This is a genomic window from Variovorax sp. GW821-FHT09D04, from assembly GCF_059416405.1.
Genome location: NZ_JBWKPA010000002.1, coordinates 783,613 through 806,946 on the forward strand (window position 1 = coordinate 783,613; position 23,334 = coordinate 806,946).

A 23,334-nucleotide genomic window follows, 5' to 3' on the forward strand; every position below is an offset into this window, starting at 1 on the left:
TCAGGGGCCGCGAGGGAACGAGACGAACGCTGGGGCTTGGGGCCCGCTGCTTACATCCGGCAGCCGCGAGCCGGGTCCGAGAGACCCTTGATCGCGGTGCTCACCAGCTTGTTTTCCTTGCCCTCGACCTTGCGCAGGTAGATGTCCTGCACCGGGTTGTGCGACTTGCTCACCGTGAAGGTGCCGCGCGGGCTGTCGATCTTCGCTTTCTCGATCGCGCCCGTGAACTCGGCCTTCTTCGAGATGTCGCCCTTGGTGGCATTCAGGCCCACGCCCAGCATCTGCGCGGCGTCGTAGCCCTGCACCGCGTACACGTCGGGCTGCAGCTTGAAGGACTTGGCATAGGCCACGCGGAAGGCGTTGTCGCGCGGGGTGTTCAGGCCGTCGGCGTAGTGCAGCGTGGTGAGCATGCCTTGCGCCGATTCGCCCTGCGCGTCGAGCGTGCCGTCGGTCAGGAAGCCGGGGCCGTACAGCGGGATGGTCTTGTTCAGGCCGGCGGCCTGGTAGTCCTTGACGAATTTCACCGCGCCGCCGCCCGCGAAGAAGGCGTACACCGCATCGGGCTTGGCCGCCGCGATCTCGGTCAGCAGGGCCTGGAACTCCACGTTGGGGAAGGGCAGGGTGAGCTGCTTGTCGACCTTGCCGCCGTTCTTCTCGAAGCCTTCCTTGAAGCCGTTGACCGACTCTTCGCCGGCTGCGTACTTCCAGGTGATGGTCATGACCTTCTTCTTGCCCTGCTGCTTGGCCGCCACCTCGCCCATGGCGAACGCCGGCTGCCAGTTGCTGAACGAGCTGCGGAAGATGTTGGGCGCGCACATCGGGCCCGTCACCGCGTCGGCGCCGGCGTTGGGCACGATCAGCACGGTGCCGCTTTCCTTGGCGGCCTTGGCCATGGCCATCGCCACGCCCGAGTGCACGGTGCCCACGATCACGTCGACGTTGTCGCGCTTGATGAGCTTGTTGACGTTGTCGGTGGCCTTGGCGGGGTCGGACTCGTCGTCGACCTTGAAGTATTCGATCTCGCGGCCGGCGAGCTTGCCGCCTTGCTGTTCCACGTAGAGCTTGAAGCCGTTTTCAATGGCCACGCCCAGGGCGGTGTAGGTACCGCTGTAGGGCAGCATGAGGCCGACCTTGAGCTTTGCCGTGCCCTGTGCGCCGGCCGCGGAGGCCAGGGCGGCGAGGGCGATGGCCGTGAGCGCCAGGCGCGCGGTGCGAAGGTTCGTCATGGTGTCTGTCTCCTGTTGTTGGTGATGAAAGAAGCGGTCGCGACGATGACACGATCCGGCTGATCGCGATGCGGGGAATGCCCGCATTCAGGGATTTCGAGCAGCTCGCAAATCCCACCGACGCGCGGTGCGATGTCGCGGATCTGCGCGAGCGTGCCGTACGCGTCGTCGATGCCCTGCACCGCGAGCACGGGGCAGCGGATCGTGGCCAGCTCGGCCTCGATGTTCCAGTCGCGAAAAGGCGGGTGCAGCCAGATGCGGTTCCAGCCCCAGAAGGCCGAGTCGGCGCTGTCGTGGTAGCGGCCGAGCTTGGCGGGCAGGTCGGTCGTGCGGTAGGCGGTGCGCGCGATCTCGATGTTCGCGACGGTCTTGTCTTCCACGAAGATGTGCGGCGCGAGCACCACGAGGCCCGCGACCCTGTCGGAAAAGCGCGAGGCGTACAGCAGCGAGATCGAGCCGCCGTCGCTGTGGCCGAAGAGCCAGGGTTTTTCGTCGCCGAGCTTCAGCGCGTCGAACAGCGCGGGCAGCACCTCGTGCGCCTGGCGGTGCATGAAGTCGACGTCCCAGATCTCGTCCTCGGCGCGCGGCGTGGAGCGGCCGTAGCCGGGGCGCGAGAACACGAGCCCGCGCGCGCCAGCGGCTTCGCAGACCTGGGCGGGGAAGTCCTTCCACATCGCGACCGAGCCCAGGCCCTCGTGCAGGAACACGATGAGCGGGGTGTCGGCGCCGCGTTCGGGGGCGATCCAGCGGCACTCGATGCGCACGGTGCGCCCGCGCCAGTCGATGGTGGCGAAGTCGGTGGCAACCGTCGGCGTGCTCATGCCTGCTTCTCGCGTTCGCGCAGCCGGAAGCGCTGGATCTTGCCGGTGGCCGTCTTCGGCAGCTCGCTCACGAACTCCAGAAAGCGCGGGTACTTGTAGGGCGCCAGGCGCTCCTTCACGAAGGCCTTGAGCTCGTCCTCGGTGGCGGCGGCGCCGTCCTTCAGCACGACGAAGGCCTTGGTCTTCGTGAGCCCGTCGGCGTCGTCCTTGCCGATGACGGCGGCCTCGAGCACGGCGGGGTGCTGCATCAGCGTGGCCTCGACCTCGAAGGGCGAGACGTAGATGCCGCTGACCTTGAGCATGTCGTCGCTGCGCCCGGCGTAGGTGAAGTAGCCGTCGGCGTCGCGCGTGTACTTGTCGCCGCTCTTGGTCCAGCCGCCCTGGAAGGTGTCGCGCGACTTCTCGCGGTTGCACCAGTACATGAGCGCCGAGCTCGGGCCGCGGATGTACAGGTCGCCCACCTCGCCGTCGGGCACGGGGCGGCCGTCCTCGCCCCGCAGTTCGACCTCATAGCCGTCCACCGGCTTGCCCGTGGTGCCGTAGCGCACGTCGCCGGGGCGGTTGGAGATGAAGATGTGCAGCATCTCGGTCGAGCCGATGCCGTCGATGATCTCGCAGCCGAAGTGCGCCTTGAAGCGCTGCGCGATCTCGCCGGGCAGCGCCTCGCCGGCCGACGAGCACATGCGCAGCGCCACGGCCTCGCGCGCGGGCAGCTTCGGCGAGGCGAGCATGCCGGCGAAGCCGGTGGGCGCGCCGAAGAACACGGTGGGCTTGTGCTCGGTCCAGCGGCGGAAGGTGGCATCGGGCGTGGGCCGCTCGGCCATCAGCACCACGGTGGCGCCCACCGACAGCGGGAAGGTCAGCGCATTGCCCAGGCCGTACGCGAAGTACATCTTGGCGGCCGAGAAGCACACGTCGCCTTCGGTGAGGCCGAGCACGGGCTTGCCGTAGAGCTCGGCGGTCCACCACAGGTTGGCGTGCGTGTGCACCGTGCCCTTGGGCTTGCCGGTGGAGCCGGAGGAATAGAGCCAGAAGCCCGGGTCGTCCGACGCGGTGAGCGCGGGGGCGGGCAGGGGCTCGGCGGCGGCGAGCGCGGCCTCGAATTCTTGCGCGCCCTCGGGCAATGCACCGGTCGGTTGCGACACGAACAGCGTCTGCACTTCATGGCCGCCGCGCGCCATCGCATCTTGCAGGGTCGGCAGCAGCGCGCCCGACACCAGCACCGCCTGCGCGCGGCTGTGGTCGAGCATGTAGGCGTATTCGTCGGGCGTGAGCAGCGTGTTCACGGCCACGGGCACGATGCCCGCGTACAGGCACCCCAGGAAGCTCACGGGCCAGTCGTTGCCGTCGAGCATGAGCAGCAGCACGCGCTCTTCGCGGCGGATGCCCGCGGCCTTCAGCGCGGCGGCCAGGCGGCGCGCGCGGTCTTCGAGCTGGCCGTAGCCCAGCGTGCCGCGGTCGTCGATGTAGGCGGCGCGTGCGGCGCGGCCGCGGTTGAGGGCGAACAGGTGTTCGGCAAAGTTGAATCGTGCGGGCAGGCTGCTGTTCATCGTGTGTCTCCTTGGGGCCTGTGCGTGGCGCTAGAGGCCGAGGGCGGCGAGCACGCCGGGGCTCGCCTGCACCGCGCTCCTGCGGTGATAGAAATCGAGCGCGCGCAGGCCGCCCAGTTCGGCGCCGCCACCCGCGCGGCCGGGGCCGCCGTGCAGCGACATCGGCATCACGTTGCCGTGGCCGGTGTGGGCCTGCGCCACCTCGGGCGTGATGACGTGCACGCGGCCATGGCTCGGCGCGACCGACAGCGCAGCCTGGGCGAGCGCGGCATCGTCGCTGCCGTAGAGCGATGTGACGAGCGAACCCTGGCCACGGTGCGCGAGCGCGATGCCGTGTGCCAGGTCGTTGTAGGGCAGCAGCGTGGCGACGGGGCCGAACACTTCGACGTCGTGCACGCGCTGCGCCGCGTCGGCGTCGCGCGCGCCCAGCAGCACGGGGCCGATGCAGGCGGCCACGGCGGGGTCGGCGTCGATGAGGGGCTTGTTGCGGCTGTCGTGCAGCACGGTGGTCTGCGTGGCCAGGGCGTCGAGGCCGTCGCGCACCGCGTTCAGCTGCGCGCGGCTCACGAGCGAGCCCATGCGCACGCCCTCGTTGCGCGGGTTGCCGACCGTGACGCCCGCGAGCTTCGCGCCGATGGCTTCGGCGGCGGCGTCGTACACCTCGGCCGGCACCAGGATGCGGCGGATGGCGGTGCACTTCTGGCCCGACTTGACCGTCATCTCGCGCACCACTTCGCGCACCAGCAGGTTGAAGGCCTCGCTGCCGGGCGCGGCGCCGGGCAGCAGCAGGGCGCTGTTGAGGCTGTCGGCCTCGATGTTCACGCGCACCGAGCGCTCGGCCACGGCCGGGTGCGAACGGATGATGGCGGCCGTCTCGGCCGAGCCGGTGAACGAGACCACGTCGAAAGGCTGCAGCTGGTCCATCAGGCCGGCCGAGCTGCCGCAGATGACCGACAGCGCGCCGGCCGGCAGCACGCCCGCATCGACCACGTCTTTCACCATGCGCTGCGTGAGCCAGGCGGTGGCCGTGGCGGGCTTCACGATCACGGGCACGCCCGACAGCAGCGCGGGTGCGGCCTTTTCCCACAGGCCCCACGAGGGGAAGTTGAAGGCGTTGATGAACAGCGCCACGCCGTGCGTCGGCACCTGCAGGTGCTGCGACTGGAACACGGGCTCCTTGCCGAGCTTCACGGCCTCGCCGTCGCGCAGCGCGCGCACGTCGCCGAGTGCGTCGCCCCACTTGGCGTACTGGCCCAGCGTGAAGATCGCGCCGTCGATGTCGACGGCCGAGTCGTTCTTCACCGTGCCGCAGTTCGCGGTGGCGATCTCGTAGTACGCATCGCGGTTCGCCTGCAGCACCTTCACGAGAGCAGCGAGCAGGCCGGCGCGTTGGCGGTAGGTGAGGGCGCGCAGCGCGCGGCCGCCCTGGTCGCGGGCGAAGGCAAAGGCCTCGGGCAGGTCGAGGCCGGTGGCGTCGACGCGCGCGAGTTCGGTGCCGAGCACCGGGTCGAACAGGGGCGTGCCGGCGCCCGTGCCGCTTTGCCAGCGGCCGGCGACGTGGTTGGCGAGAAGCTCAGTCATTGGATAGGGTCTCAATGGGGGTCGATCGGGGAACACCGCGGAACCGGCTTTGCCGGGCCGCTGGTGTTGCCCCCTGCAAGGGGGTTGGAGGCCACACGCAGTGGGCAAGCCTGGGGGTGTGCTTCATGCCGTGAACTTGATCTGCCCTTCGGGCAGCAGGTAGAGGACGAGCGCGCGGCCCTGGGCCACGGTCGGGCGGTGTGCGGTGCCGGGTCCGTAGACGCACCAGCCCGCGGGCCGGCCGTCGAAGGTGGCGGCGGGGGTGTCGTCCAGCGGCATGATCAGGTCGATCTCGCCGTTCGGGTGCGTGTGGTGCGGGCCGGCGAGGTCCTGCATGTCGACCACGTCGACCGAGAAGCGGTGCAGCGCGTCTTCGGCCTTGAAGACGCGGCCGTACTTGATGCCGCCGCCTTCGCGATCGCACAGCCAGCCTTCGGCGACGCCGCCGATGCAGGCCTGACGCAGTTGCGCAAAACGGGCGCTGCCGGCGCCGTGGGTGGCGTTGAGCCACTGGTCGAGCGTGGCGTCCAGCGGCTGGCCGGCGATCTCGGCGGTCAGGTCGGCGATCAGCTGGTGAAATGCCGCCTTGCCGGTGGCGGGCGTGGGGGTGTCGGACATCGTGGGCCTCGAACGGATGAACTATCGACTTCTTGCAGGAAGTCTGCGTGTGCAGTATCTTGCGTGTGATCGAACAATAAGCAGCGAGACAACAGGTGTCAAGCAATATAGTGCATCTATGGTGTTTACCCTGAGCGCGCACAATCCCGGCGAAGAACGAGGAATGGCATGAACGAGCATGTAGACGCGGTGCTGGCCACCGCGCCCGAGGGCGGCACCGGCAACCACGGCGCCGCCGTGGCCGGGGAGGCCAAGAACCCATTGCTGGTGGCACTGGGCGACCGCGTGCGCAACCTGCGCGCGCAGCGCGGCCTCACGCGCAAGGCGGTGGCCCTGTCGGCCGACGTGTCGGAGCGCCACCTGGCGAACCTGGAATACGGCATCGGCAACGCATCGATCCTGGTGCTGCAGCAGGTGGCCGGGGCGCTGCACTGCTCGCTGGCCGAGCTGGTGGGCGACGTGACGACCAGCTCGCCCGAGTGGCTGCTGATCCGCGAACTGCTGGAGCACCGCAGCGAGGCCGACCTGCGCCGCGTGCGCGTGGCGCTCGGCGAGATGCTGGGCACGGCCTCGGTCGACCCGGCGCGGCACCGGCGCATCGCGCTGGTGGGGCTGCGCGGCGCGGGCAAGTCGACGCTGGGGCAGATGCTGGCCGAAGACCTGGAGATTCCGTTCATCGAACTGAGCCGCGAGATCGAGAAGCTGGCGGGTTGCAGCGTGCGCGAAATCCACGACCTGTACGGCACCAACGCCTACCGCCGCTACGAGCGTCGCGCGCTGGAAGAGGCGGTGCAGATCTACAGCGAGGTGGTCATTGCCACGCCCGGCGGCATCGTGTCCGACCCGGCCACGTTCAACGAGCTGCTGGCCCACTGCACCACCGTGTGGCTGCAGGCCGCGCCCGAGGAGCACATGGGCCGCGTGGCCGCGCAGGGCGACACCCGCCCGATGGCGGCCAGCAAGGAAGCCATGGAAGACCTGCGGCGCATCCTGAACGGGCGCGCCGCTTTCTATTCGAAGGCTGATCTGTCGGTCGATACCAGTGGGAAGACGTTGCCGCAGAGCTTTCAGGCACTGCGCGCGGTTGCCCGGCAGTCGATGGGGCTGGCCTGAGTTTCTTGCTGCTGGCGTTGGGGCGCTCGCTGTTCAGGGCGACGCTCCCGCCGACGGGGTACCTTGCTCCGCGAATGTCCCCCGGGGCTTCGCCCCTCCTCCTTGATTTCGCTGCGCAAGGCACCCCATCGGCGTGAGCATTTCAGAGCAGTTGTTGATCGGCCGTGACCCGACCGCGTGCCCCGTGCGCAGGGCACTGGGTGCTTCCCGCAGCGAAATTAAGGAGGAGGGCGAAGCCCGGGGGACATTCGCGGAGGGAAGTACCCGGTGTCCTGTGCACGCCCCCTGATCTCTCATCTGCCTGAAATCTGAAAAAAAGCACAACAGGCATTGACTTGCCTGTTTGCATGCAGCATGATGCATGTCATCGGAACAAGGAAGTGCATTATTATTCCTGTTCACGGTTTTCTGAACACAGCCCCACAGGAGACTTCCGCATGACCGACACCACGCTCCAGGCGCCCCAGCGCGTCGACTACCGCATCGAACCCGCCCAGTACCGCCACTGGTCGCTGAGCTTCGACGGCGCCATTGCGCGCCTCACGCTCGACATCGCGGAAGACGGCGGCATCCGCCCCGGCTACAAGCTCAAGCTCAACAGCTACGACCTGGGCGTGGACATCGAGCTGAACGACGCGCTCAACCGCATCCGCTTCGAGCACCCCGAAGTGCGCAGCGTGATCGTCACCAGCGGCAAGGACCGCATCTTCTGCTCCGGCGCCAACATCTTCATGCTCGGCGTTTCCAGCCACGCCTGGAAGGTGAACTTCTGCAAGTTCACCAACGAGACGCGCAACGGCATGGAAGACACCTCGAAGCACTCGGGCCTGAAGTTCCTCGCGGCCGTGAACGGCGCCTGCGCCGGCGGCGGCTACGAACTGGCACTGGCCTGCGACGAAATTTTGCTGGTCGACGACCGCTCCTCGTCCGTCTCGCTGCCCGAAGTGCCCCTGCTCGGCGTGCTGCCCGGCACCGGCGGCCTGACCCGCGTGACCGACAAGCGCCACGTGCGCCATGACCTCGCCGACATCTTCTGCACCAGCGTCGAAGGCGTGCGCGGCCAGCGCGCGGTCGACTGGCGCCTGGTCGATGCCGTGGCCAAGCCCGCACAGTTCCCCGCCGCCGTGCAGGAACGCGCCACCCAACTCGCCGCCGGCAGCGACCGCCCCGCCGGCGCCAAGGGCGTGGCCTTGACCCGCGTCGAGCGCACCGACAGCGCCGACGGCATCGCGTATGCCAACGTCAACGTGCAGATCGACCGCAGCAAGCGCACCGCGACGATCACCGTGAAGGCGCCCACCGGCGCGCAGCCGGCCGACATCGCCGCCATCGAAGCCGCGGGCGCCGCCTGGTGGCCGCTGGCCGTGTGCCGCGAGCTCGACGACGCCATCCTCAACCTGCGCACCAACGAACTCGACGTCGGCACCTGGCTGCTCAAGACCGAAGGCGATGCCGCCGCCGTGCTCGCATCGGATGCCGTGATGTTCGCGAACAAGGACCACTGGCTGGTGCGCGAAACCATCGGCGCGCTGCGCCGCACGCTGGCGCGCCTCGATGTGTCGTCGCGCAGCCTGTTCGCGCTGGTCGAGGCCGGCTCGTGCTTCGCCGGCACGCTGGCCGAGCTGGCCTTCGCGGCCGACCGCACCTACATGCTCGCGCTGCCCGACGACGCCGCACGCGCCCCCAAGCTCACGCTCAACGAATTCAACTTCGGCTTCTTCCCGATGGTGAACGACCAGAGCCGCCTGCAGCGCCGCTTCTACGAAGAGGCCGCACCGCTCGAAGCCGCGCGCGCCGCCGCCGGCCAGGCGCTCGACGCCGACGAGGCCGTCAAGCTCGGCCTCGTCACCGCCGCACCCGACGACATCGACTGGGACGACGAGATCCGCATCGCCATCGAAGAGCGCGCCGCCATGTCGCCCGACGCGCTCACCGGCCTCGAAGCCAACCTGCGCTTCGCCAGCAAGGAGAACATGGCCACCCGCATCTTCGGCCGCCTCACGGCCTGGCAGAACTGGATCTTCAACCGCCCCAACGCCGTCGGCGAGAAGGGCGCGCTGAAGGTCTACGGCACCGGCCAGAAAGCCGGCTTCGACCTGAACCGCGTTTGAGCACAGAGCAGTCCGCACAACCCAAGGAACAACGATGAGCACGATCAACTACAGCGAGAAGATCCCCAACAACGTCAACCTCGGCGAAGACCGCACGCTGCAGCGCGCGCTCGAAGGCTGGCAGCCCAACTTCATCAACTGGTGGGACGACGTGGGCCCCGAAGGCTCGACCAACCACGAGGTGTACCTGCGCACCGCCGTGAGCGTCGACCCGCAAGGCTGGGCGCAGTTCGGCCACGTGAAGATGCGCGACTACCGCTGGGGCATCTTCCTGAACCCGGGCGACGCCAACCGCGAAGTGCACTTCGGCGACCACAAGGGCGAGAAGGTCTGGCAGGACGTGCCCGGCGAACACCGCGCCAACCTGCGCCGCATCATCGTCACGCAGGGCGACACCGAGCCCGCGTCGGTCGAGCAGCAGCGCCACCTGGGCCTCACGGCGCCGTCGATGTACGACCTGCGCAACCTGTTCCAGATCAACGTCGAAGAAGGCCGCCACCTGTGGGCCATGGTCTACCTGCTGCAGAAGCACTTCGGCCGTGACGGCCGCGAAGAGGCCGACGCGCTGCTGCAGCGCACCTCGGGCGACGCCAACAACCCGCGCATCCTGGGCGCCTTCAACGAGAAGACGCCCGACTGGCTCGCGTTCTTCATGTTTACCTACTTCACCGACCGCGACGGCAAGTTCCAGCTGGCCGCGCTGGCCGAAAGCGCGTTCGACCCGCTGGCGCGCACCACGAAGTTCATGCTGACCGAAGAGGCGCACCACATGTTCGTGGGCGAGAGCGGCGTGTCGCGCGTCATCGCGCGCACCGCGCAGGTCATGAACGAGCTCAAGACCGACGACGCGCAGAAGATCCGCGCCGCCGGCTGCATCGACCTGGGCACCATCCAGCGCTACCTGAACTTCCACTACTCGGTGACCATCGACCTGTTCGGCGCCGACCAGTCGAGCAACGCCGCCATCTTCTACAGCTCGGGCCTGAAGGGCCGCTACGAAGAAGGCAAGCGCGACGACGACCACGTGCTCAAGGGCCAGACCTACAAGGTGCTCGAGGTGAAGGACGGCCAGCTCGTCGAGAAGGACGTGCCGATGCTCAACGCCCTGAATGAAGTGCTGCGCGACGACTTCATCAAGGACTCGGTGGCCGGCGTCGGCCGCTGGAACAAGGTGCTCGAGAAGGCCGGCATTCCCACCCGCCTGGTCGTGCCGCACAAGGCCTTCAACCGCCAGATCGGCGCACTCGCCGGCATCAAGATGTCGCCCGAGGGCCGCGTGGTGAACGACATCGAATGGGCCGCCAAGCGCGACGAATGGCTGCCGAGTTCCGAAGACTTTGCTTTCGTGGCATCGTTGATGGGCCGCGTGATCGAGCCGGGCAAGTTCGCAGGCTGGATCTCGCCGCCGGTGATGGGCATCAACCGCCAGCCCGTCGATTTCGAGTACGTGCGTTTCGGCTGAGCACCTGGATATGAAGCCCTCGTCCCCACGGCGAGGGCATGGAGAACAACATGGACATGGTCGTTGAAGCCGGGGTCATCAAGCAGCACCTGATCGACCCCGAGATCTGCATCCGCTGCAACACCTGCGAGGCGACCTGCCCCGTGAACGCGATCACGCACGACGACAACAACTATGTCGTGCGTGCGGACGTCTGCAATGGCTGCATGGCCTGCATCTCGCCGTGCCCCACGGGCTCGATCGACAACTGGCGCACCATGCCGCTGGTGCGCGCGTACACCATCGAAGAGCAGCTCACGTGGGAAGAACTTCCCGCCGAGTTGTCGCCCGAAGAACTCGAAGCCGCGGGCGTGTCCGGCGCAGCCGCTTCGGCCGCGGAAGTGCCTGCCCAGACGCAGGCCCAGGCCGCCGTGCAGGGCACCGAGCCCGCCTTCAATTCCGCGCAGTACGGCGCCAGCGTGCCGCCCTGGTCGGCCGCGCACGCCTACACCAACCTCTTTCCGCCGAAGACGCCGACCACCGCGACCGTGGTGGGCAACTTCAACTGCACCGAGGCCGGCTTCGACAGCGAGACCCACCATATCGTGCTCGACTTCGGCGTGGTGCCGTTCCCGGTGCTCGAAGGCCAGTCGATCGGCATCGTGCCGCCGGGCGTCGATGCCATCGGCAAGCGCCACCATGCGCGCCAGTACTCGGTGGCCAGCCCGCGCAACGGCGAGCGGCCCGGCTACAACAACGTTTCGCTCACCGTGAAGCGCGTCACCGAGGACCACGAGGGCGACCCGGTGCGCGGCGTGTGCTCCAACTACGTGTGCGACCTCAAGGTGGGCGACACCGTGCAGGTGGTGGGGCCCTTCGGCGCATCGTTCCTGATGCCGAACCACCCCAAGTCGCACATCGTGATGATCTGCACCGGCACCGGCAGCGCGCCCATGCGCGCCATGACCGAATGGCGCCGCCGCCTGCGCAAGAGCGGCAAGTTCGAAGGCGGCAAGCTCATGCTGTTCTTCGGCGCGCGCACGCAGCAGGAGCTGCCGTACTTCGGCCCGCTGCAGTCGCTGCCGAAAGACTTCATCGACATCAACTTCGCGTTCTCGCGCACGCCGGGCCAACCCAAGCGCTATGTGCAGGACCTGATGCGCGAACGCGCCGCCGACCTGGCCGCGCTGCTGAAAGACGGCGCCAGCCACTTCTACGTGTGCGGCCTCAAGAGCATGGAAGAGGGCGTGGTGCTCGCACTGCGCGACGTGGCGAAGGAAGCGGGGCTCGACTGGGACACCGTCGGCGCGCAACTCAAGCGCGAAGGTCGTCTGCACCTCGAAACGTACTAAGCTGCGGCGGATGCAGTTCGCCGACTTCCACGCAGGCCAGGTCATCGAGGCCGGGCCTTATGTGCTCACCGAAGCCGAACTCGTGCAGTTCGCGCGGGCCTACGACCCGCAGTGGTTCCACACCGACGCCGAGGCGGCGGCAGGTAGCCCCTTCGGCGGGCTCATCGCGAGCGGCTGGCACACCTGCTCCATCGCGATGCGGCTGGTGGTCGAGGCGGCGCTGGCCGGTTCCGAATCGTTCGCGTCGCCCGGGCTCGAGCACGCGCGCTGGCCGAACCCGGTGCGGCCCGGCGATGCGCTGCGGCTCGTGGCCGACGTGATCGAGGTGCGTCGCTCCGAAAAGCGCCCCACGCTCGGCATCCTGCGCTGGCGCTGGCGGCTGTTCAACCAGCGTGCGCTGGTGGTGCTCGACACCGAAGTCACCAGCCTCTTCAAGCTGCCGGCACCCGACCTCTGAACGACACAAGCCCGCAACGCGCTAGCACTGCGGGCTTGATTTCTCGCGGAGCGATGCGCTGCAACAGCCGCGTCCGGCTGCTGCAACCATGCGGGGTGCGACTTACTTCTTGTGCAGGTCGACCGCGCCCGAGCCTTGGGCCTTGCCGCTCGCCTTGGCGCCGGCCGTGGCCGGTTTCACGGCGCCGCCCACGGCGCCCGCGGCACCGGTCGCGCTGTTCACGGTGCTGCCCACGGTGTTGGTCACACCGCCGACGGCCTGCGTCGCGCCGCCCACGGCGCCGGTGGCACCGCCGACCGCACCCGTGGCCGTGCCGAGCACGCCACCGACGGCATTGCCCACGCCGCCGGTCGCGCCGGAGGTGGAGGTGTCCGCGTTGGCATCGGCCGACGCACCGGTCTGCGTGCGTGCGCCTGCGGCGCCGCCTTGCGTCGCGCCGGTGCTGCCCGAGGCCTTCACATCGGCGTTGACCCCCACGCCGACCCCGACGCCTTGCGCCTGGGCCGTCCCGCCGAGGGCCAGCAGGCCCGCCAGCATGGCGCCGATGAAGATGCGGTTGGTTGCATGTGTAGTCATGAGTGACAGTTCCTTTCGTTGCTGAGTCACGGTTTGCAGAACCGACCGGGGTTCGATCGATTCGGGGGCAACCATGACGGGCCGGCAGGTTGTCGCCATGTGCGGCGCGTTCGCTCGACGCTGTGGGAATCGGCCGTCGGCGGAATGAAGGGGTCGTGCGTTAGGGCGGCGCCGCCATGTCTGCGGATCGGGGCGGCGGCAGATGCGCGCTGAAGAAGGCCGTTGTCTTGCGGTTCACCTCGGGCAGGACGCCCGCGCGGTCGAAGCCCGGCGGGTCGTTCAGCATGTCGCCGATCAGGCCCGAGAGGTTCGGTGGCGGCGGCGACAGCAGCGCACCGTGGCCGCCGGTCGACATGTCCGCAATCAGTTCGCAGCGCGGCAGGCAGGCCGCGAGGACCCGGTCGCTGTGAAAGCGCGGGACCAGCCAGCGGTCTTGCTGCGCAGTGATCAGGCCCAGCGGCACGTGGGGCGTGGCCAGTGAGGCCATGTCGAAATCGGCTGACGAGGGCACGCCCGCCACGATGGCGGCGATGCGCGGGTCGGTGTGCAGGCGCCACGTGGCGTCGTTGAAGCGATGGCGGATGACGAGCCGTGCAACCCACTTCTTGAGGCCGTCGAACGGCCCGCCCGTGAGCCGCGTGACCAGGCCCACGCACGACTGGAAGTCGTCCACCAGGTTCGCCTCGCAGTGCTGCTTGAATCCGGCCGGCGACCAACGCCCGCCCGCGAGGCTCAGCGCGGTGTGACCCCCCGCCGACATGCCGTACATGCCGACTTTGTCGAACTGCAGCAGCGGCGCAAAGCGTGCATCGCGAGCCACCGCATCGATGGCGCGCGACACCTCGGCTGGGCGCATCGTCCAGCTGTCGGGGCCAGGGTTGCTGTCGTCCTTGTGGTTGTCGGCCCTGTGCTCGGGCATGGCGACGACGAAGCCCGCGTCGACCAGGCTGCGCGCCAGGTCCGCATGCACCCACGGCGCGCCGCCCGAGCCGTGCGAGATCACGACCAGCCGGCCGTTGCCGCGCACGGGCGCTCCCTGCGCCGCCACGTCGAGCGTGAAGCGCGCACGCCGTGCCGGCTGGGGCGGATCGCTGGAGGGATAGAACACGGTGACAGGGCCGTCGCCGGTAGCCGCGGGAATTTCCGCCAGCCCCATCGCGGCGTGCACCCAGCCGGCCCCCAGCGCCAGCAGGCAGATCAAATACAGACGTCTTCGCATCGAACTCCTTGTCATCGAAGGCCCATGCCCTCGGCGACATGGACGATGCCGCGCGGCAGTGTCCGCGTCTGGCCGAAACCCGCAAGCGCGGCTTTCGGCCAGAGATTTCAGGATTCGGCCAGCTTCTGTTTGCGGAATTCGGTGGGCGTGAGGCCCGTGGCAGCCTTGAAGGCGCGGTTGAAGGGGCCGATCGACTGGAAGCCGGCGGTCAGCGCGAGGGTCAGCACGGGCAGCTCGCGCTTCGACCGATCGGCCAGTGCTGCCATCGCCTCGGCCAGCCGGAAGCCGTTGACGAAGGCGTTGAAGTTGCGGTGCCCGAGCCTCTGGTTGATGACGCGGCGCAGCCGGTATTCGGGGACGGACAACTGGGCGGCGAGGCTGGCGATGCTCAGATCTTCGCGGCGGTAGACGCGGTCGACGGCCATGGCGTGCTGGAGGGCTTCGGCGAGGCGGTCTTCGGCGGGGTCGGCGTCAGGGGCGGGTTCAGGTGGCGGAGGCGGCTCGGCTGCTGCCGGCGGCGGCGGTGCTTCGACCGGCGCCGGTGCGACCGCTTCTTCTTTCAGTGGCGCTTCTGGCGTCATGGCTGGCATCGTGACCGGCGCCTGCGCAGCCGGAAACAGCTCCGAACCCGCCAGCCGCAGCATCCGCCACGCCACCACCGCGACGATCAGCAGCAGCATCGCCACGTCCGCGGTCGCCGACAGGTCCGACAGCTGTCCGCGCGGCGAGGCTAGACGAACCGCCAGCATCCCGACGCTGTAGCCGACGCCCGTCACCACGATGAACACACGCAGCCGGCGCCGTCCTTCCACCAGGTCGGCGCGCCACTGCGAAGCCGCCGCCATCGCGGCCAGCACCGCGAACACCAGCGGCACCGCGCGCTGCACACCCATCGTGAGCGGCGCAAGCACCGAGGCGCTGCCCGCCACCAGCGCGCAATTCAGCGCCGCCACCGCGGCCACCGCCAACCAAGTGACGACATGCAGCGGCCGCAGCACGAAGTCGTCGTCGAACAAAGCCTGCACGAACACCCAGAACAGCACGCCGTTGCCGACGGACACCGCGACAAACGGTGCCTGCCACCCGCGCGGCACGAGCGCTTCGAACAGCGGCGTGGCGCCGATGACCTGCACGCACAGGCCGAGCGCGAGCAGCGCACCTGCACGCGCGGCCGGCAGGCGAGGGCGGTCGCGCCCGAGGACCAACGCGAGCACGAGCAGCAAGGCCAGCAGCACGCCGCGCAGGGCGGTGTCGAACAGGGTGGTCGGGGTGGGCGTCATGGCGAGGCCGATTCTCGTGCCTGCGCCGCGGCAAGCGGACGCGGAGTGCCGGGCACCGAAAGACCCTTCGGCGTGCCGTGAAAAGTCATGCAACAAATAATGTTGCATGAAACAAGACAGCAAGCTTTCCGGTGTGCTCCACGTGCTGCTGCACATGGCCGAGCTGGACGCCCCCATCACCTCCGAGGCGCTCGCCGCGGCGATGCAGACCAACCCCGTGGTCGTGCGGCGGCTCATGGCGGGGCTGCGGCAGGCCGGCTTCGTCAGCTCGGCCAAGGGGCATGGCGGCGGGTGGGTGCTGTCGTGCTCGTTGAGTTCGGTGACGCTGGGCGACATCCACAACGCCGTCGGCGCGCCCGCGCTGCTGGCCATGGGCAACCGCACCGAGAGTCCGGGCTGCATCGTCGAGCAGGCGGTGAACGCGGCGCTCGACGGCGCCTGCCAGGAGGCCGAGGCGCTGCTGCTGCGGCGGCTCAACGGGATCACGCTGGCCGATCTTTCCAGGGACTTTCATCGCCGCATGACGGGTGGCGGCTTCACCGCGAAGGACATCGCACATGCGCCATGACGCACTCATCGTGGGCGGCAGCTTTGCCGGCCTCTCCGCCGCCATGCAATTGGCGCGTGCTCGCAGGAAGGTCTGCGTGGTCGACGCGGGCGCACCGCGCAACCGCTTCGCCGCGGCCTCGCACGGCTTCTTCGGGCAGGACGGCATGCCGCCGCTGCAGATGATTGCCGACGCGCGCGACAAGCTGCTCGCCTATCCGTCGGTCACCTTCGTCGACGGCACAGTGACTGCGGCAGCGGCCGATGGCGCAGAGGGCTTCACGGTCTCATTGAACAGTGGGGAACAGTTGTCGACGCGCAAGCTGCTGCTGGCCTTCGGCGTGCAGGACGGCCTGCCGGACATCGCGGGCCTCGGCGAGCGCTGGGGCAAGAGCGTGCTGCACTGTCCTTATTGCCACGGCTACGAGTTCGGCGACCGTCCGCTGGGCGTGCTCTTTCACAGCGCGCACCCGCCGGACCACGCGCTGCTGATCGCCGAGTGGGGCCCGACCACGCTCTTCCTGAATGGCGACGCAGGGCCAGATGCCGAGGCACGCGCCCGACTGCAATCACGCGGCGTGGCCGTGGAGCCCGGGCGCATCGCCGGCCTCGAAGGGCAGGGGACGGACCTGGCGGCCGTGCGCCTGGAAGACGGCCGGCGCGTGCCGATCGAAGCGCTGTTCGTGGCGCCGCACACGCGCCCGACCAGTCCGCTGGCCGAACAGCTGGGCTGCGCGTTCGACGACGGCCCCACCGGCCCGGTGCTGCGCGTCGATGCGATGAAGACGACCACGGTGCCCGGTGTGTACGCCGCGGGCGATGTGGCGATGGCTTTTTCCAACGCCACGCTGGCCTCGGCCGACGGGCTGTTCGCCGGGGTGTCGATGCACCGCGCGCTGGTGTTCGGCGCCTGATTTCAAATTTTTTCGGGGGAAGATGGCAAACCGCCTCAAACCACCCTATAATCTGAGGCTCACGCGGGAATAGCTCAGTTGGTAGAGCGCAACCTTGCCAAGGTTGAGGTCGAGAGTTCGAGACTCTTTTCCCGCTCCAAATCGCATGAAAAGGCCACCTCACCAGGTGGCCTTTTTCATTGGCGCGCCGGGTTCAGCCCCGCGCCGGCAGCACGGTCCCCCGGCTCTCGCCGAAACCGATGCGCGCATGGCCGGGCTTCTCGCACCAGCCGCGCAGCAGCACCGCATCCCCGTCCTCCAGGAAACCGCGCGTCTCGCCGTTGGCCAGCGTCACCGGGGTTTGGGCCGCGCGGGTCAGCTCGATGATCGCGCCGGCCTCGCCCTCGCCGGGGCCCGAGATGGTGCCGCTGCCGAACAGGTCGCCCGGGTTCAGGCTGCAGCCGCCCACCGTGTGGTGCGCCACCATCTGCGCCACGCTCCAGTACTGGTGCTTGAAGCTCGTGCCCGACAGGCGCGACGGCCCGGTCTTCTGCGCGCGCGCCTTTTCGCTTTCGAGCCACACCTCGAGCCGGATGTCGAGCGCGCCGCCTTCGCGGTTCGCGCTGCTCTCCAGGTAGGCCAGCGGTTGCGGCTCGTTCACGGGCCGCGTCCACGCCTGGCGGTAGGGCGCCAGCGCTTCCATCGTCACGATCCACGGCGAGATCGTGGTGGCGAAGTTCTTTGCAAGGAAGGGCCCGAGCGGCGCCATTTCCCAGAACTGGATGTCGCGCGCCGACCAGTCGTTGAGCAGGCAGAGACCGAAGATGTGGTCTTCCGCGCGCGCGAGTGGAATCGCCTCGCCCTGCGCATTGCCCTGGCCGATCCACACGCCCAGCTCCAGCTCGTAGTCGAGCCGCGCGCAGGCCTGGTAGGTCGGCGCCTTCGCGCCGGGCGCCATGGCCTGGCCCATCGGCCGGTGAAAACGCTGGCCGCTCACGCCGATGGTCGACACGCGCCCGTGGTACGCCGTCGGCACCCAGCGGAAGTTGGGCGTGACGTCGCCGTCGGGGTTCATCAGGCGGCTGATGTTCAGCGCGTGGTCGATCGAGGTGTAGAAGTCGGTGTAGTCGCCGATGCGCGCGGGCACGGTGTATTCGACCTCGGCCTGCGGCACGAGGCAGCCGCGCAGGTCGTCCACCGTCGCGGCCGGCGCATCGCTGTGCAGCAGCGCGAAGACCGCATGGCGCAGCGCCTGCCAGGCGGGCGGGCCGAGCGTGAAGAAATCGTTCAGCGCGGGCAGGGCAGCGGCGCGCGCCGCATCGAGCGCCAGGCCGTCGACGTGCGAGCCCGCGGCCAGCGCCGCGAGGTCGAGCACCTGGTCGCCGATGGCCACGCCGCCGCGAAACGGCTCGGGGCTGCCGGTGCGGCGGAACATCGCATACGGCAGGTTCTGGATCGGAAAGTCGCTGCCCGCGGCGTTGGCCGAAGCGACCCAGCTGCGGGCGCCGGCGTCGTGCGTGTGGTTGAGTTCGATCATGTTCACACCGACGCCATCAGCGCGTCGTCGAAGATCGCCACCGCGCGCGTCCAGCCCGCCGACGCGCCGCGGATCTTGTGCGGGAAGCAGCTGATGAAAAAGCCCGTGGGCGGCAGCACCTCGAGGTTGTGCAGTTTCTCGATGTGGCAATAGCCGATGTCGCGCCCGGCCTTGTGGCCTTCCCAGATGAGCGAGGCGTCGTGTGTCTCGCCGTACTTCTTGGCGGTGTGCACGAAGGGCGCGTCCCAGCTCCACGCGTCGGTGCCCGTGAGGCGCACGCCGCGCTCCAGCAGGTACATCGTCGCTTCGTAGCCCATGCCCGCGCCGGCCGACACGTAGTCGGGGTTGCCGTAGCGCGAGCCGGCGCGCGTGTTGACCACCACGATCTCCAGCGGGCTCAGCGTGTGGTTGATGCGCTTCAGCTCGGCTTCGACATCGGCAGCCGTGACCACGTAGCCGTCGGCGAAGTGGCGAAAGTCGAGCTTCACGCCGGGCTGGAAGCACCATTCGAGCGGCACGTCGTGGATGGCGATGGCGGGCTTCTTCTCGCCCAGCGCCTTGTCCATGGTCGAGTGGAAGTGATAGGGCGCGTCGAGGTGCGTGCCGTTGTGCGTGGACAGCTGCACCAGCTCCACGGCCCAGCCTTCGCCGTCGGGCAGGTCTTCTTTCTTCAGGCCGGGAAAGAAGGGCTCGATCTGCTCGAAGGTGTGCTCGTGCGTGAAATACTGGATCTTCGGCGCGAAGGCCGGCGGATCGGACAGCACGTCGTTTTCGAGAAAGATCGACAGGTCGACGAACTTGCGTGGCATGGCGAGGCTCCTTGTGGGGTGTAGGTTTTGAAGGAATCGGTCGAATGAATCGGTCAGGGTTGCTGCCACCGCAGCAGGCGCTTCTCGGCCAAGGCCAGCAGCGCGTTGCTCACGAAGCCGATGAGCCCGAGCAGCACGATGCCGGCGAACAGATCGCTGGCACGAAAGGCGCGTGCCGCCAGCAGGATGGCCTGGCCCAGGCCGCTTTGCGAGGCGATCATTTCGCCCACCACCGCGACGATCAGCGCGATGGTCAGCGCCAGCCGCATGCCGGCCAGGATGTCGGGCATGGCATTGGGCAGGCCCATCTTCCAGATGTACGCGGTGCGCGACATCTGCAGGCAGCGCGCCACCTCCGACAGGCGCGGCTCCACCGCCGCGAAGCCGTGCACCGTGGCCAGCAGCACCGGCCACATCGCGCCGAAGGCGACCACGAAGAGCACCATGCCGGGGTTCAGCCCGAAGATCGAAATGGCCAGCGGCAGCAGCGCCGAGGCAGGCAGCGGACGGATGAACTCCAGCGTCGGTTGCACCCACGCGCGCACGGCGGGCGACACGCCGATGGCCGCGCCCAGCAGCACGCCGAACAGCGACGCCAGCAGCCAGCCTTCGACCATGCGGCCCACCGTGGCCTGCGTGAAGGCGAGCAGTTCGCCGTTGCCATCGTTGCCCGCAGAGAGATTGAGCCCTTCGAGCAGGCTCGCGAGCGTGGCCTGCGGCGTCGGCAAAAACACGCGGCTGACCCAGCCCGCGTTGCTCGCCACCCACCACAGCGCGACCAGTGCGAGCAGCACGCCCACCGAGCCGAGCCACCCCAGACCCAGTCGGTCGTTGCGGTTGTTCATGGCTGCACCCCCATGCGGCGCGCGACCCAGGCCTGCAGCCGCACCATGCCCGCGTTGACCGCGAAGCCCACCACGCCGATCCAGCCCAGCCACGCGAGCATCAGCGCGGGGTCGAAGCTCTGCTGCGCGATCATCATCGCGTAGCCCATGCCGTGCGGATTGGCGGCGATTTCGACCGTCACGGCCACCACCAGCGCCACCGCCACACCGAGGCGCAGCGCGACGAACAGGCGTGGCACGATGGCCGGCAGCACGATCTTGAAGGCACGTTCGCGCGCCGACAGCCCGAGCACGCGGCTCAGCTCGAGCAGCCGGGGCTCGATCTGCTGCACCGCCGACTGCACCAGCACCAGCAGCGGCCAGAAGGTGGCGAAGGCGACGATGGCCACTTCCATGCGCACGCCGAAACCGAAGCCCAGCATCGCGAGCGGGATCAGCGCGACGGAAGGCACGGGGCGCAGCACCTCGATGGACACGGCGCCCAGCTGCGCCGCACGGCGCGAGAGCCCGAGCACCAGCCCGAATGCAATGCCGAACACCGCACCCAGCAGCAGGCCGAGTGCCGCCGTGCCGAGCGTGAAGCCCGTGGCCTGCCAGAGCGAGCCGTCCATGGCCGCGCCGACGAAGGCCTTGGCCGCCGCGCTCGGTGGTGCGAGCGCATCGCTGCCCAACGCCGCCGCGCGCCGCGCGTACCACTCGAAGGCGCCGACCAGCAGCGCGGGAAACACCCACGGCCGCAGCCAGCGGAAGACGCGGCCTTCAGTCATGGCCCTGCTCGATGAAGGCGAACAGCTCACGCCGCAACTGCAGGTATTCCGGATGCTCCTTCGTCGTGAGCTGGTCGCGCGGACGCGGGATCTTCACGTCGATCATCCGCGCCAGGCTCGGCCGTCCCGGCCCGGGATTGGCCTGCAGCGCGATCACGCGGTCGCCGAGGTAGATGGCTTCTTCCAGGTCGTGCGTGACGAACAGCACCGTGAGCCCGTCGTCGCGCACCAGCCGCGCGAGCTCGTCCTGCAGGCTCTGGCGCGTGAGCGCGTCCAGCGCGCCGAAGGGCTCGTCCATCATCATCAGCTCGGGCTTCTGCGCGAGGCAGCGCGCAATCTGCGCGCGCTGCTGCATGCCGCCCGACAGCTGCACCGGAAACTTGTGCGCATGCTTGGCGAGCCCGACCTTGCCGAGCACGTCGGCGATGCGCGGCGCGCGCTCGGTCGCGGGCACGCCGGCCGCTTCGAGCGCCAGGCTCACGTTGCCTTCGACCGTGCGCCACGGCAGCAGTGCGCGGCCGTAGTCCTGGAACACGAAGGCCACTTCGCGCGAGGGCGCCGTCATCGGCACGCCCTTTCGCCGCACTTCGCCGGCGCTGGCCGTGACGAGGCCGCTGGCCGCGCGCAGCAGCGTGGTCTTGCCGCAGCCGCTCGGGCCGACGATGCAGACGAACTCGCCGCGCGCCACGTCGAACGAGGTGGGCGACAGGATCTCGCGCCCGCCGAGGCGGATGGTGACGCCGTCGAAGCGCAAGAAGGAATCGGCGGCCGCGCTCACTTGGCGATCAGCTTCGCAACGTCGATGTTCGTCTTGAGCATGTCCTGCTCCTTCATGAGCCCGGTCCAGTAGCCCAGCTGCTTGTCGGTGACGACCGGGCCGGGCGGCGAGACCTGCACCTTGGCCAGCACCTCGGGCGGCAGCTTGATGTACTTGCCGATGGCCGTGCGCACCTTCGCGTCGTTCTTCTGCTGCTGGATGAAGGCGCCGGCCTCGACCAGCGCCTCGCGGAAGGCGCGCGCCGTGGCGGGGTTCTTCGCCACCCACTCGCGCTTGGCCGCATGCACGATGGTCTGGTTGTTCTCGGGCAGGAAGGTCGAGTAGTACGAGGCCACGTAGCCCGCGCCGCTCTCGGTGATGCGGCTCATGAACGGGTCGGCCGACACCACCGCATCGACCGAGCCGCCGCGCAGCAGGTCGGCATGCTGCGGGAACGCGGCCTCGATGAAGTTGACCTTGCGGTAGTCGACGCCGCTGTCCTTCAGCCACGCGCGGAAGGTCACGTGCAGGAAGGCACCGAGCCCCGGCACGCCGATCTTCTTGCCCACGCAGTCCTGCGCGCTCTTGATGCCCGAGCCCGCGCGCGCCACCAGGCCGAAGCCCGTGATCGTCTTCGAGGTGAGGCCGCCGCCGGCCACCAGCACCAGGTCGAGCCCGCCGTCCACCGCCTGCAGGAACACCGAGGGCGTGGGCCCGCCGATCTGCAGCGAGTCGGACTGCAGCGCGGCCGGGATGGTGGAGTTGAGCGGAATGAACTTCAGCTCCACGTCGAGGCTGCGCTTCTTGAAGTAGCCCTCTTCGGCCGCCACGAAGACCGAGGCGAAGTCGGTCACCGCCGTGTAGCCGAACACGATCTTCGGGTGGGCCTGCTGGGCGCGCGAAGGCAACGAGGCGGTGGCCGATGCGGCCGCGAGCGCCGACAGCAGGGTGCGTCTATTCATCATGGCTGGGGTCTCCTGGGGATGGTCTTTTTCGTGCGTGAGGACTTGGCGGCGGGGGCCTTCGACGTCGCCTTCGGTTTCGGCAGCGCGGCGCGCAGGCCGCCGGCGATGAAGTTCACGAGCATCGGCGCCACGGCCGGGTCGGCGCGTGTGTTCTCGCCGCGCGAGAGTCGTTCGATGCGGCTGTCGGTCAGGTGGTGCAGCAGCGCGCCCAGCGCGAACTGGTAGCCCCATGCGACCTGGCTGCGCGTGGCGTGCGGCAGCGCCACGTGCAGTGCGTCGATGTAGGCCTCGGCCAGCGGATCGAAGTAGCCGCGCAGCACGCGGTCGGCTTCTTCGGTGGCGTGGTACAGCTCGCGTGCCACCAGCAGTGCGTAGTACTCGCCCTCGGTGCTCGCGCGCAGCGCCAGCACGGGCGCGGTGAAGGCTTCGATGATGCGCGGCAGCGTGCGCGCGTCGTCGGGGTCGATGGTCACGGCCGCGAGGCGCGCGAGCCGCTCGTCGATGCTGTGGCTCCAGTGTTCGAAGATCGCGTGGAACAGCTCGTGCTTCGGGCCGAAGTAGTAGCCCACCAGCGCGAGGGGCACGCCGGCTTCTTCGGCGATCTGGCGGATCGTCACGGCGTGGTAGCCGTGCTGCGCGAAGAGCTTCTCGGCCGCCAGCAGGATCGCCTGGCGGCGGTCGGGTCGCGCGGGCTCGGGCGCGACGGTCGGGGCGCCTGAGGGGCCTGAGCCTCGAGAGGCGCTGCGTTTGCGGGCCGGCGGTGTGCGAGCGTTCATGGGGGCGTATTGAACGGCTGTACAAAAATGTTGAACACACGTACAAACCCTGAGGTCAACCCTCATTGAGCACGGCCGTTCGCGGCGCTACGCT

The 23,334-nt window shown here is 68.9% G+C and carries 22 protein-coding genes and 1 tRNA gene; 8 read left to right on the top strand and 15 right to left on the bottom strand.

Features of this window, described 5'->3' with window-relative positions; genetic code table 11:
• Positions 1–50: 50 nt before the first annotated feature.
• The 5 genes from AC07O4_RS09920 to AC07O4_RS09940 form a co-directional block, all read right to left on the bottom strand.
• The gene (locus AC07O4_RS09920; protein WP_139703460.1) at positions 51–1,226 is read right to left on the bottom strand and encodes an ABC transporter substrate-binding protein; all 1,176 of its coding nucleotides are present in this window, start codon (positions 1,224–1,226) and stop codon (positions 51–53) included.
• Entirely contained in the window at positions 1,223–2,047 is an 825-nt protein-coding gene (locus AC07O4_RS09925) for an alpha/beta fold hydrolase (RefSeq protein WP_495304409.1), read from the bottom strand. Before AC07O4_RS09925 ends, AC07O4_RS09920 begins: the two co-directional genes overlap by 4 nt.
• Positions 2,044–3,597, bottom strand: coding sequence for a benzoate-CoA ligase family protein (locus AC07O4_RS09930; RefSeq protein WP_495304410.1), 1,554 nt, complete (start codon positions 3,595–3,597; stop codon positions 2,044–2,046). Before AC07O4_RS09930 ends, AC07O4_RS09925 begins: the two co-directional genes overlap by 4 nt.
• 30 nt (positions 3,598–3,627) lie before the next feature.
• Positions 3,628–5,178: a 3,4-dehydroadipyl-CoA semialdehyde dehydrogenase gene (locus AC07O4_RS09935; protein WP_495304411.1), complete on the bottom strand. Its 1,551-nt coding sequence runs from the start codon at positions 5,176–5,178 to the stop codon at positions 3,628–3,630.
• Between the two features lie 123 nt (positions 5,179–5,301).
• Positions 5,302–5,796: a 4-hydroxylaminobenzoate lyase gene (locus tag AC07O4_RS09940; protein ID WP_307582583.1), complete on the bottom strand. Its 495-nt coding sequence runs from the start codon at positions 5,794–5,796 to the stop codon at positions 5,302–5,304.
• Positions 5,797–5,964: 168 nt separating this feature from the next.
• Here AC07O4_RS09940 and AC07O4_RS09945 point away from each other — a divergent pair, with 168 nt between their 5' ends.
• From AC07O4_RS09945 to AC07O4_RS09965, 5 genes are all read left to right on the top strand, one after another.
• Positions 5,965–6,909, top strand: a complete 945-nt coding sequence (locus tag AC07O4_RS09945; RefSeq protein WP_062470316.1) for a helix-turn-helix transcriptional regulator — start codon at positions 5,965–5,967, stop codon at positions 6,907–6,909.
• Positions 6,910–7,346: 437 nt separating this feature from the next.
• Positions 7,347–9,020: a 2,3-epoxybenzoyl-CoA dihydrolase gene (boxC, locus tag AC07O4_RS09950; RefSeq protein ID WP_062470320.1), complete on the top strand. Its 1,674-nt coding sequence runs from the start codon at positions 7,347–7,349 to the stop codon at positions 9,018–9,020.
• Between the two features lie 34 nt (positions 9,021–9,054).
• Positions 9,055–10,482, top strand: a complete 1,428-nt coding sequence (boxB, locus tag AC07O4_RS09955) for a benzoyl-CoA 2,3-epoxidase subunit BoxB (protein ID WP_062470322.1) — start codon at positions 9,055–9,057, stop codon at positions 10,480–10,482.
• Positions 10,483–10,532: 50 nt separating this feature from the next.
• Positions 10,533–11,813: a benzoyl-CoA 2,3-epoxidase subunit BoxA gene (gene boxA / locus AC07O4_RS09960; RefSeq protein ID WP_495304412.1), complete on the top strand. Its 1,281-nt coding sequence runs from the start codon at positions 10,533–10,535 to the stop codon at positions 11,811–11,813.
• A 10-nt stretch (positions 11,814–11,823) separates the two neighbouring features.
• Entirely contained in the window at positions 11,824–12,270 is a 447-nt protein-coding gene (locus AC07O4_RS09965; RefSeq protein ID WP_495304413.1) for a MaoC family dehydratase, read from the top strand.
• Positions 12,271–12,372: 102 nt separating this feature from the next.
• Here the strand turns inward: AC07O4_RS09965 and AC07O4_RS09970 are convergent, their stop codons facing one another.
• From AC07O4_RS09970 to AC07O4_RS09980, 3 genes are all read right to left on the bottom strand, one after another.
• The gene (locus AC07O4_RS09970) at positions 12,373–12,846 is read right to left on the bottom strand and encodes an adhesin (protein ID WP_307582592.1); all 474 of its coding nucleotides are present in this window, start codon (positions 12,844–12,846) and stop codon (positions 12,373–12,375) included.
• Positions 12,847–13,006: 160 nt separating this feature from the next.
• Entirely contained in the window at positions 13,007–14,065 is a 1,059-nt protein-coding gene (locus AC07O4_RS09975; protein WP_495304414.1) for an alpha/beta hydrolase family protein, read from the bottom strand.
• 107 nt (positions 14,066–14,172) lie between these two features.
• Positions 14,173–15,345: an AraC family transcriptional regulator gene (locus AC07O4_RS09980; protein ID WP_495304415.1), complete on the bottom strand. Its 1,173-nt coding sequence runs from the start codon at positions 15,343–15,345 to the stop codon at positions 14,173–14,175.
• A gap of 106 nt (positions 15,346–15,451) precedes the next feature.
• Between AC07O4_RS09980 and AC07O4_RS09985 the strand changes: the two genes are divergently transcribed.
• The 3 genes from AC07O4_RS09985 to AC07O4_RS09995 all read left to right on the top strand — a co-directional run bounded on the left by AC07O4_RS09985 (position 15,452) and on the right by AC07O4_RS09995 (position 16,944).
• Positions 15,452–15,913 carry an Rrf2 family transcriptional regulator gene (locus AC07O4_RS09985; RefSeq protein ID WP_495304416.1) on the top strand — a complete coding sequence of 154 codons (462 nt, stop codon included), beginning with the start codon at positions 15,452–15,454 and terminating at the stop codon, positions 15,911–15,913.
• Positions 15,903–16,805, top strand: coding sequence for an NAD(P)/FAD-dependent oxidoreductase (locus tag AC07O4_RS09990; RefSeq protein ID WP_495304417.1), 903 nt, complete (start codon positions 15,903–15,905; stop codon positions 16,803–16,805). Before AC07O4_RS09985 ends, AC07O4_RS09990 begins: the two co-directional genes overlap by 11 nt.
• 63 nt (positions 16,806–16,868) lie before the next feature.
• A tRNA-Gly gene (locus AC07O4_RS09995) sits at positions 16,869–16,944 on the top strand.
• A gap of 54 nt (positions 16,945–16,998) precedes the next feature.
• Here AC07O4_RS09995 and fahA read toward each other — a convergent pair.
• Genes fahA through AC07O4_RS10030 form a run of 7 tightly spaced genes read right to left on the bottom strand, consistent with a single transcriptional unit; the run spans position 16,999 to position 23,240 of the window.
• Positions 16,999–18,321, bottom strand: a complete 1,323-nt coding sequence (gene fahA, locus AC07O4_RS10000) for a fumarylacetoacetase (RefSeq protein ID WP_495304418.1) — start codon at positions 18,319–18,321, stop codon at positions 16,999–17,001.
• A 2-nt stretch (positions 18,322–18,323) separates the two neighbouring features.
• On the bottom strand, positions 18,324–19,130 hold the full coding sequence (locus tag AC07O4_RS10005) for a cyclase family protein (protein WP_095743084.1): 807 nt from the start codon (positions 19,128–19,130) through the stop codon (positions 18,324–18,326).
• Between the two features lie 53 nt (positions 19,131–19,183).
• On the bottom strand, positions 19,184–19,975 hold the full coding sequence (locus AC07O4_RS10010) for an ABC transporter permease (protein ID WP_492729942.1): 792 nt from the start codon (positions 19,973–19,975) through the stop codon (positions 19,184–19,186).
• Entirely contained in the window at positions 19,972–20,742 is a 771-nt protein-coding gene (locus tag AC07O4_RS10015) for an ABC transporter permease (RefSeq protein ID WP_495304419.1), read from the bottom strand. Before AC07O4_RS10015 ends, AC07O4_RS10010 begins: the two co-directional genes overlap by 4 nt.
• Positions 20,735–21,520 (bottom strand): ABC transporter ATP-binding protein, encoded by a 786-nt coding sequence (locus AC07O4_RS10020; RefSeq protein ID WP_070061385.1) that lies wholly within the window; start codon positions 21,518–21,520, stop codon positions 20,735–20,737. The genes AC07O4_RS10015 and AC07O4_RS10020 overlap by 8 nt, the downstream gene beginning before the upstream one ends.
• Positions 21,517–22,464 (bottom strand): ABC transporter substrate-binding protein, encoded by a 948-nt coding sequence (locus AC07O4_RS10025; RefSeq protein ID WP_495304420.1) that lies wholly within the window; start codon positions 22,462–22,464, stop codon positions 21,517–21,519. Before AC07O4_RS10025 ends, AC07O4_RS10020 begins: the two co-directional genes overlap by 4 nt.
• A complete protein-coding gene (locus AC07O4_RS10030) occupies positions 22,461–23,240 on the bottom strand; it encodes a TetR/AcrR family transcriptional regulator (RefSeq protein WP_495304421.1) in 780 nt (259 codons plus the stop codon). Before AC07O4_RS10030 ends, AC07O4_RS10025 begins: the two co-directional genes overlap by 4 nt.
• Between the last annotated feature and the right edge of the window lie 94 nt (positions 23,241–23,334).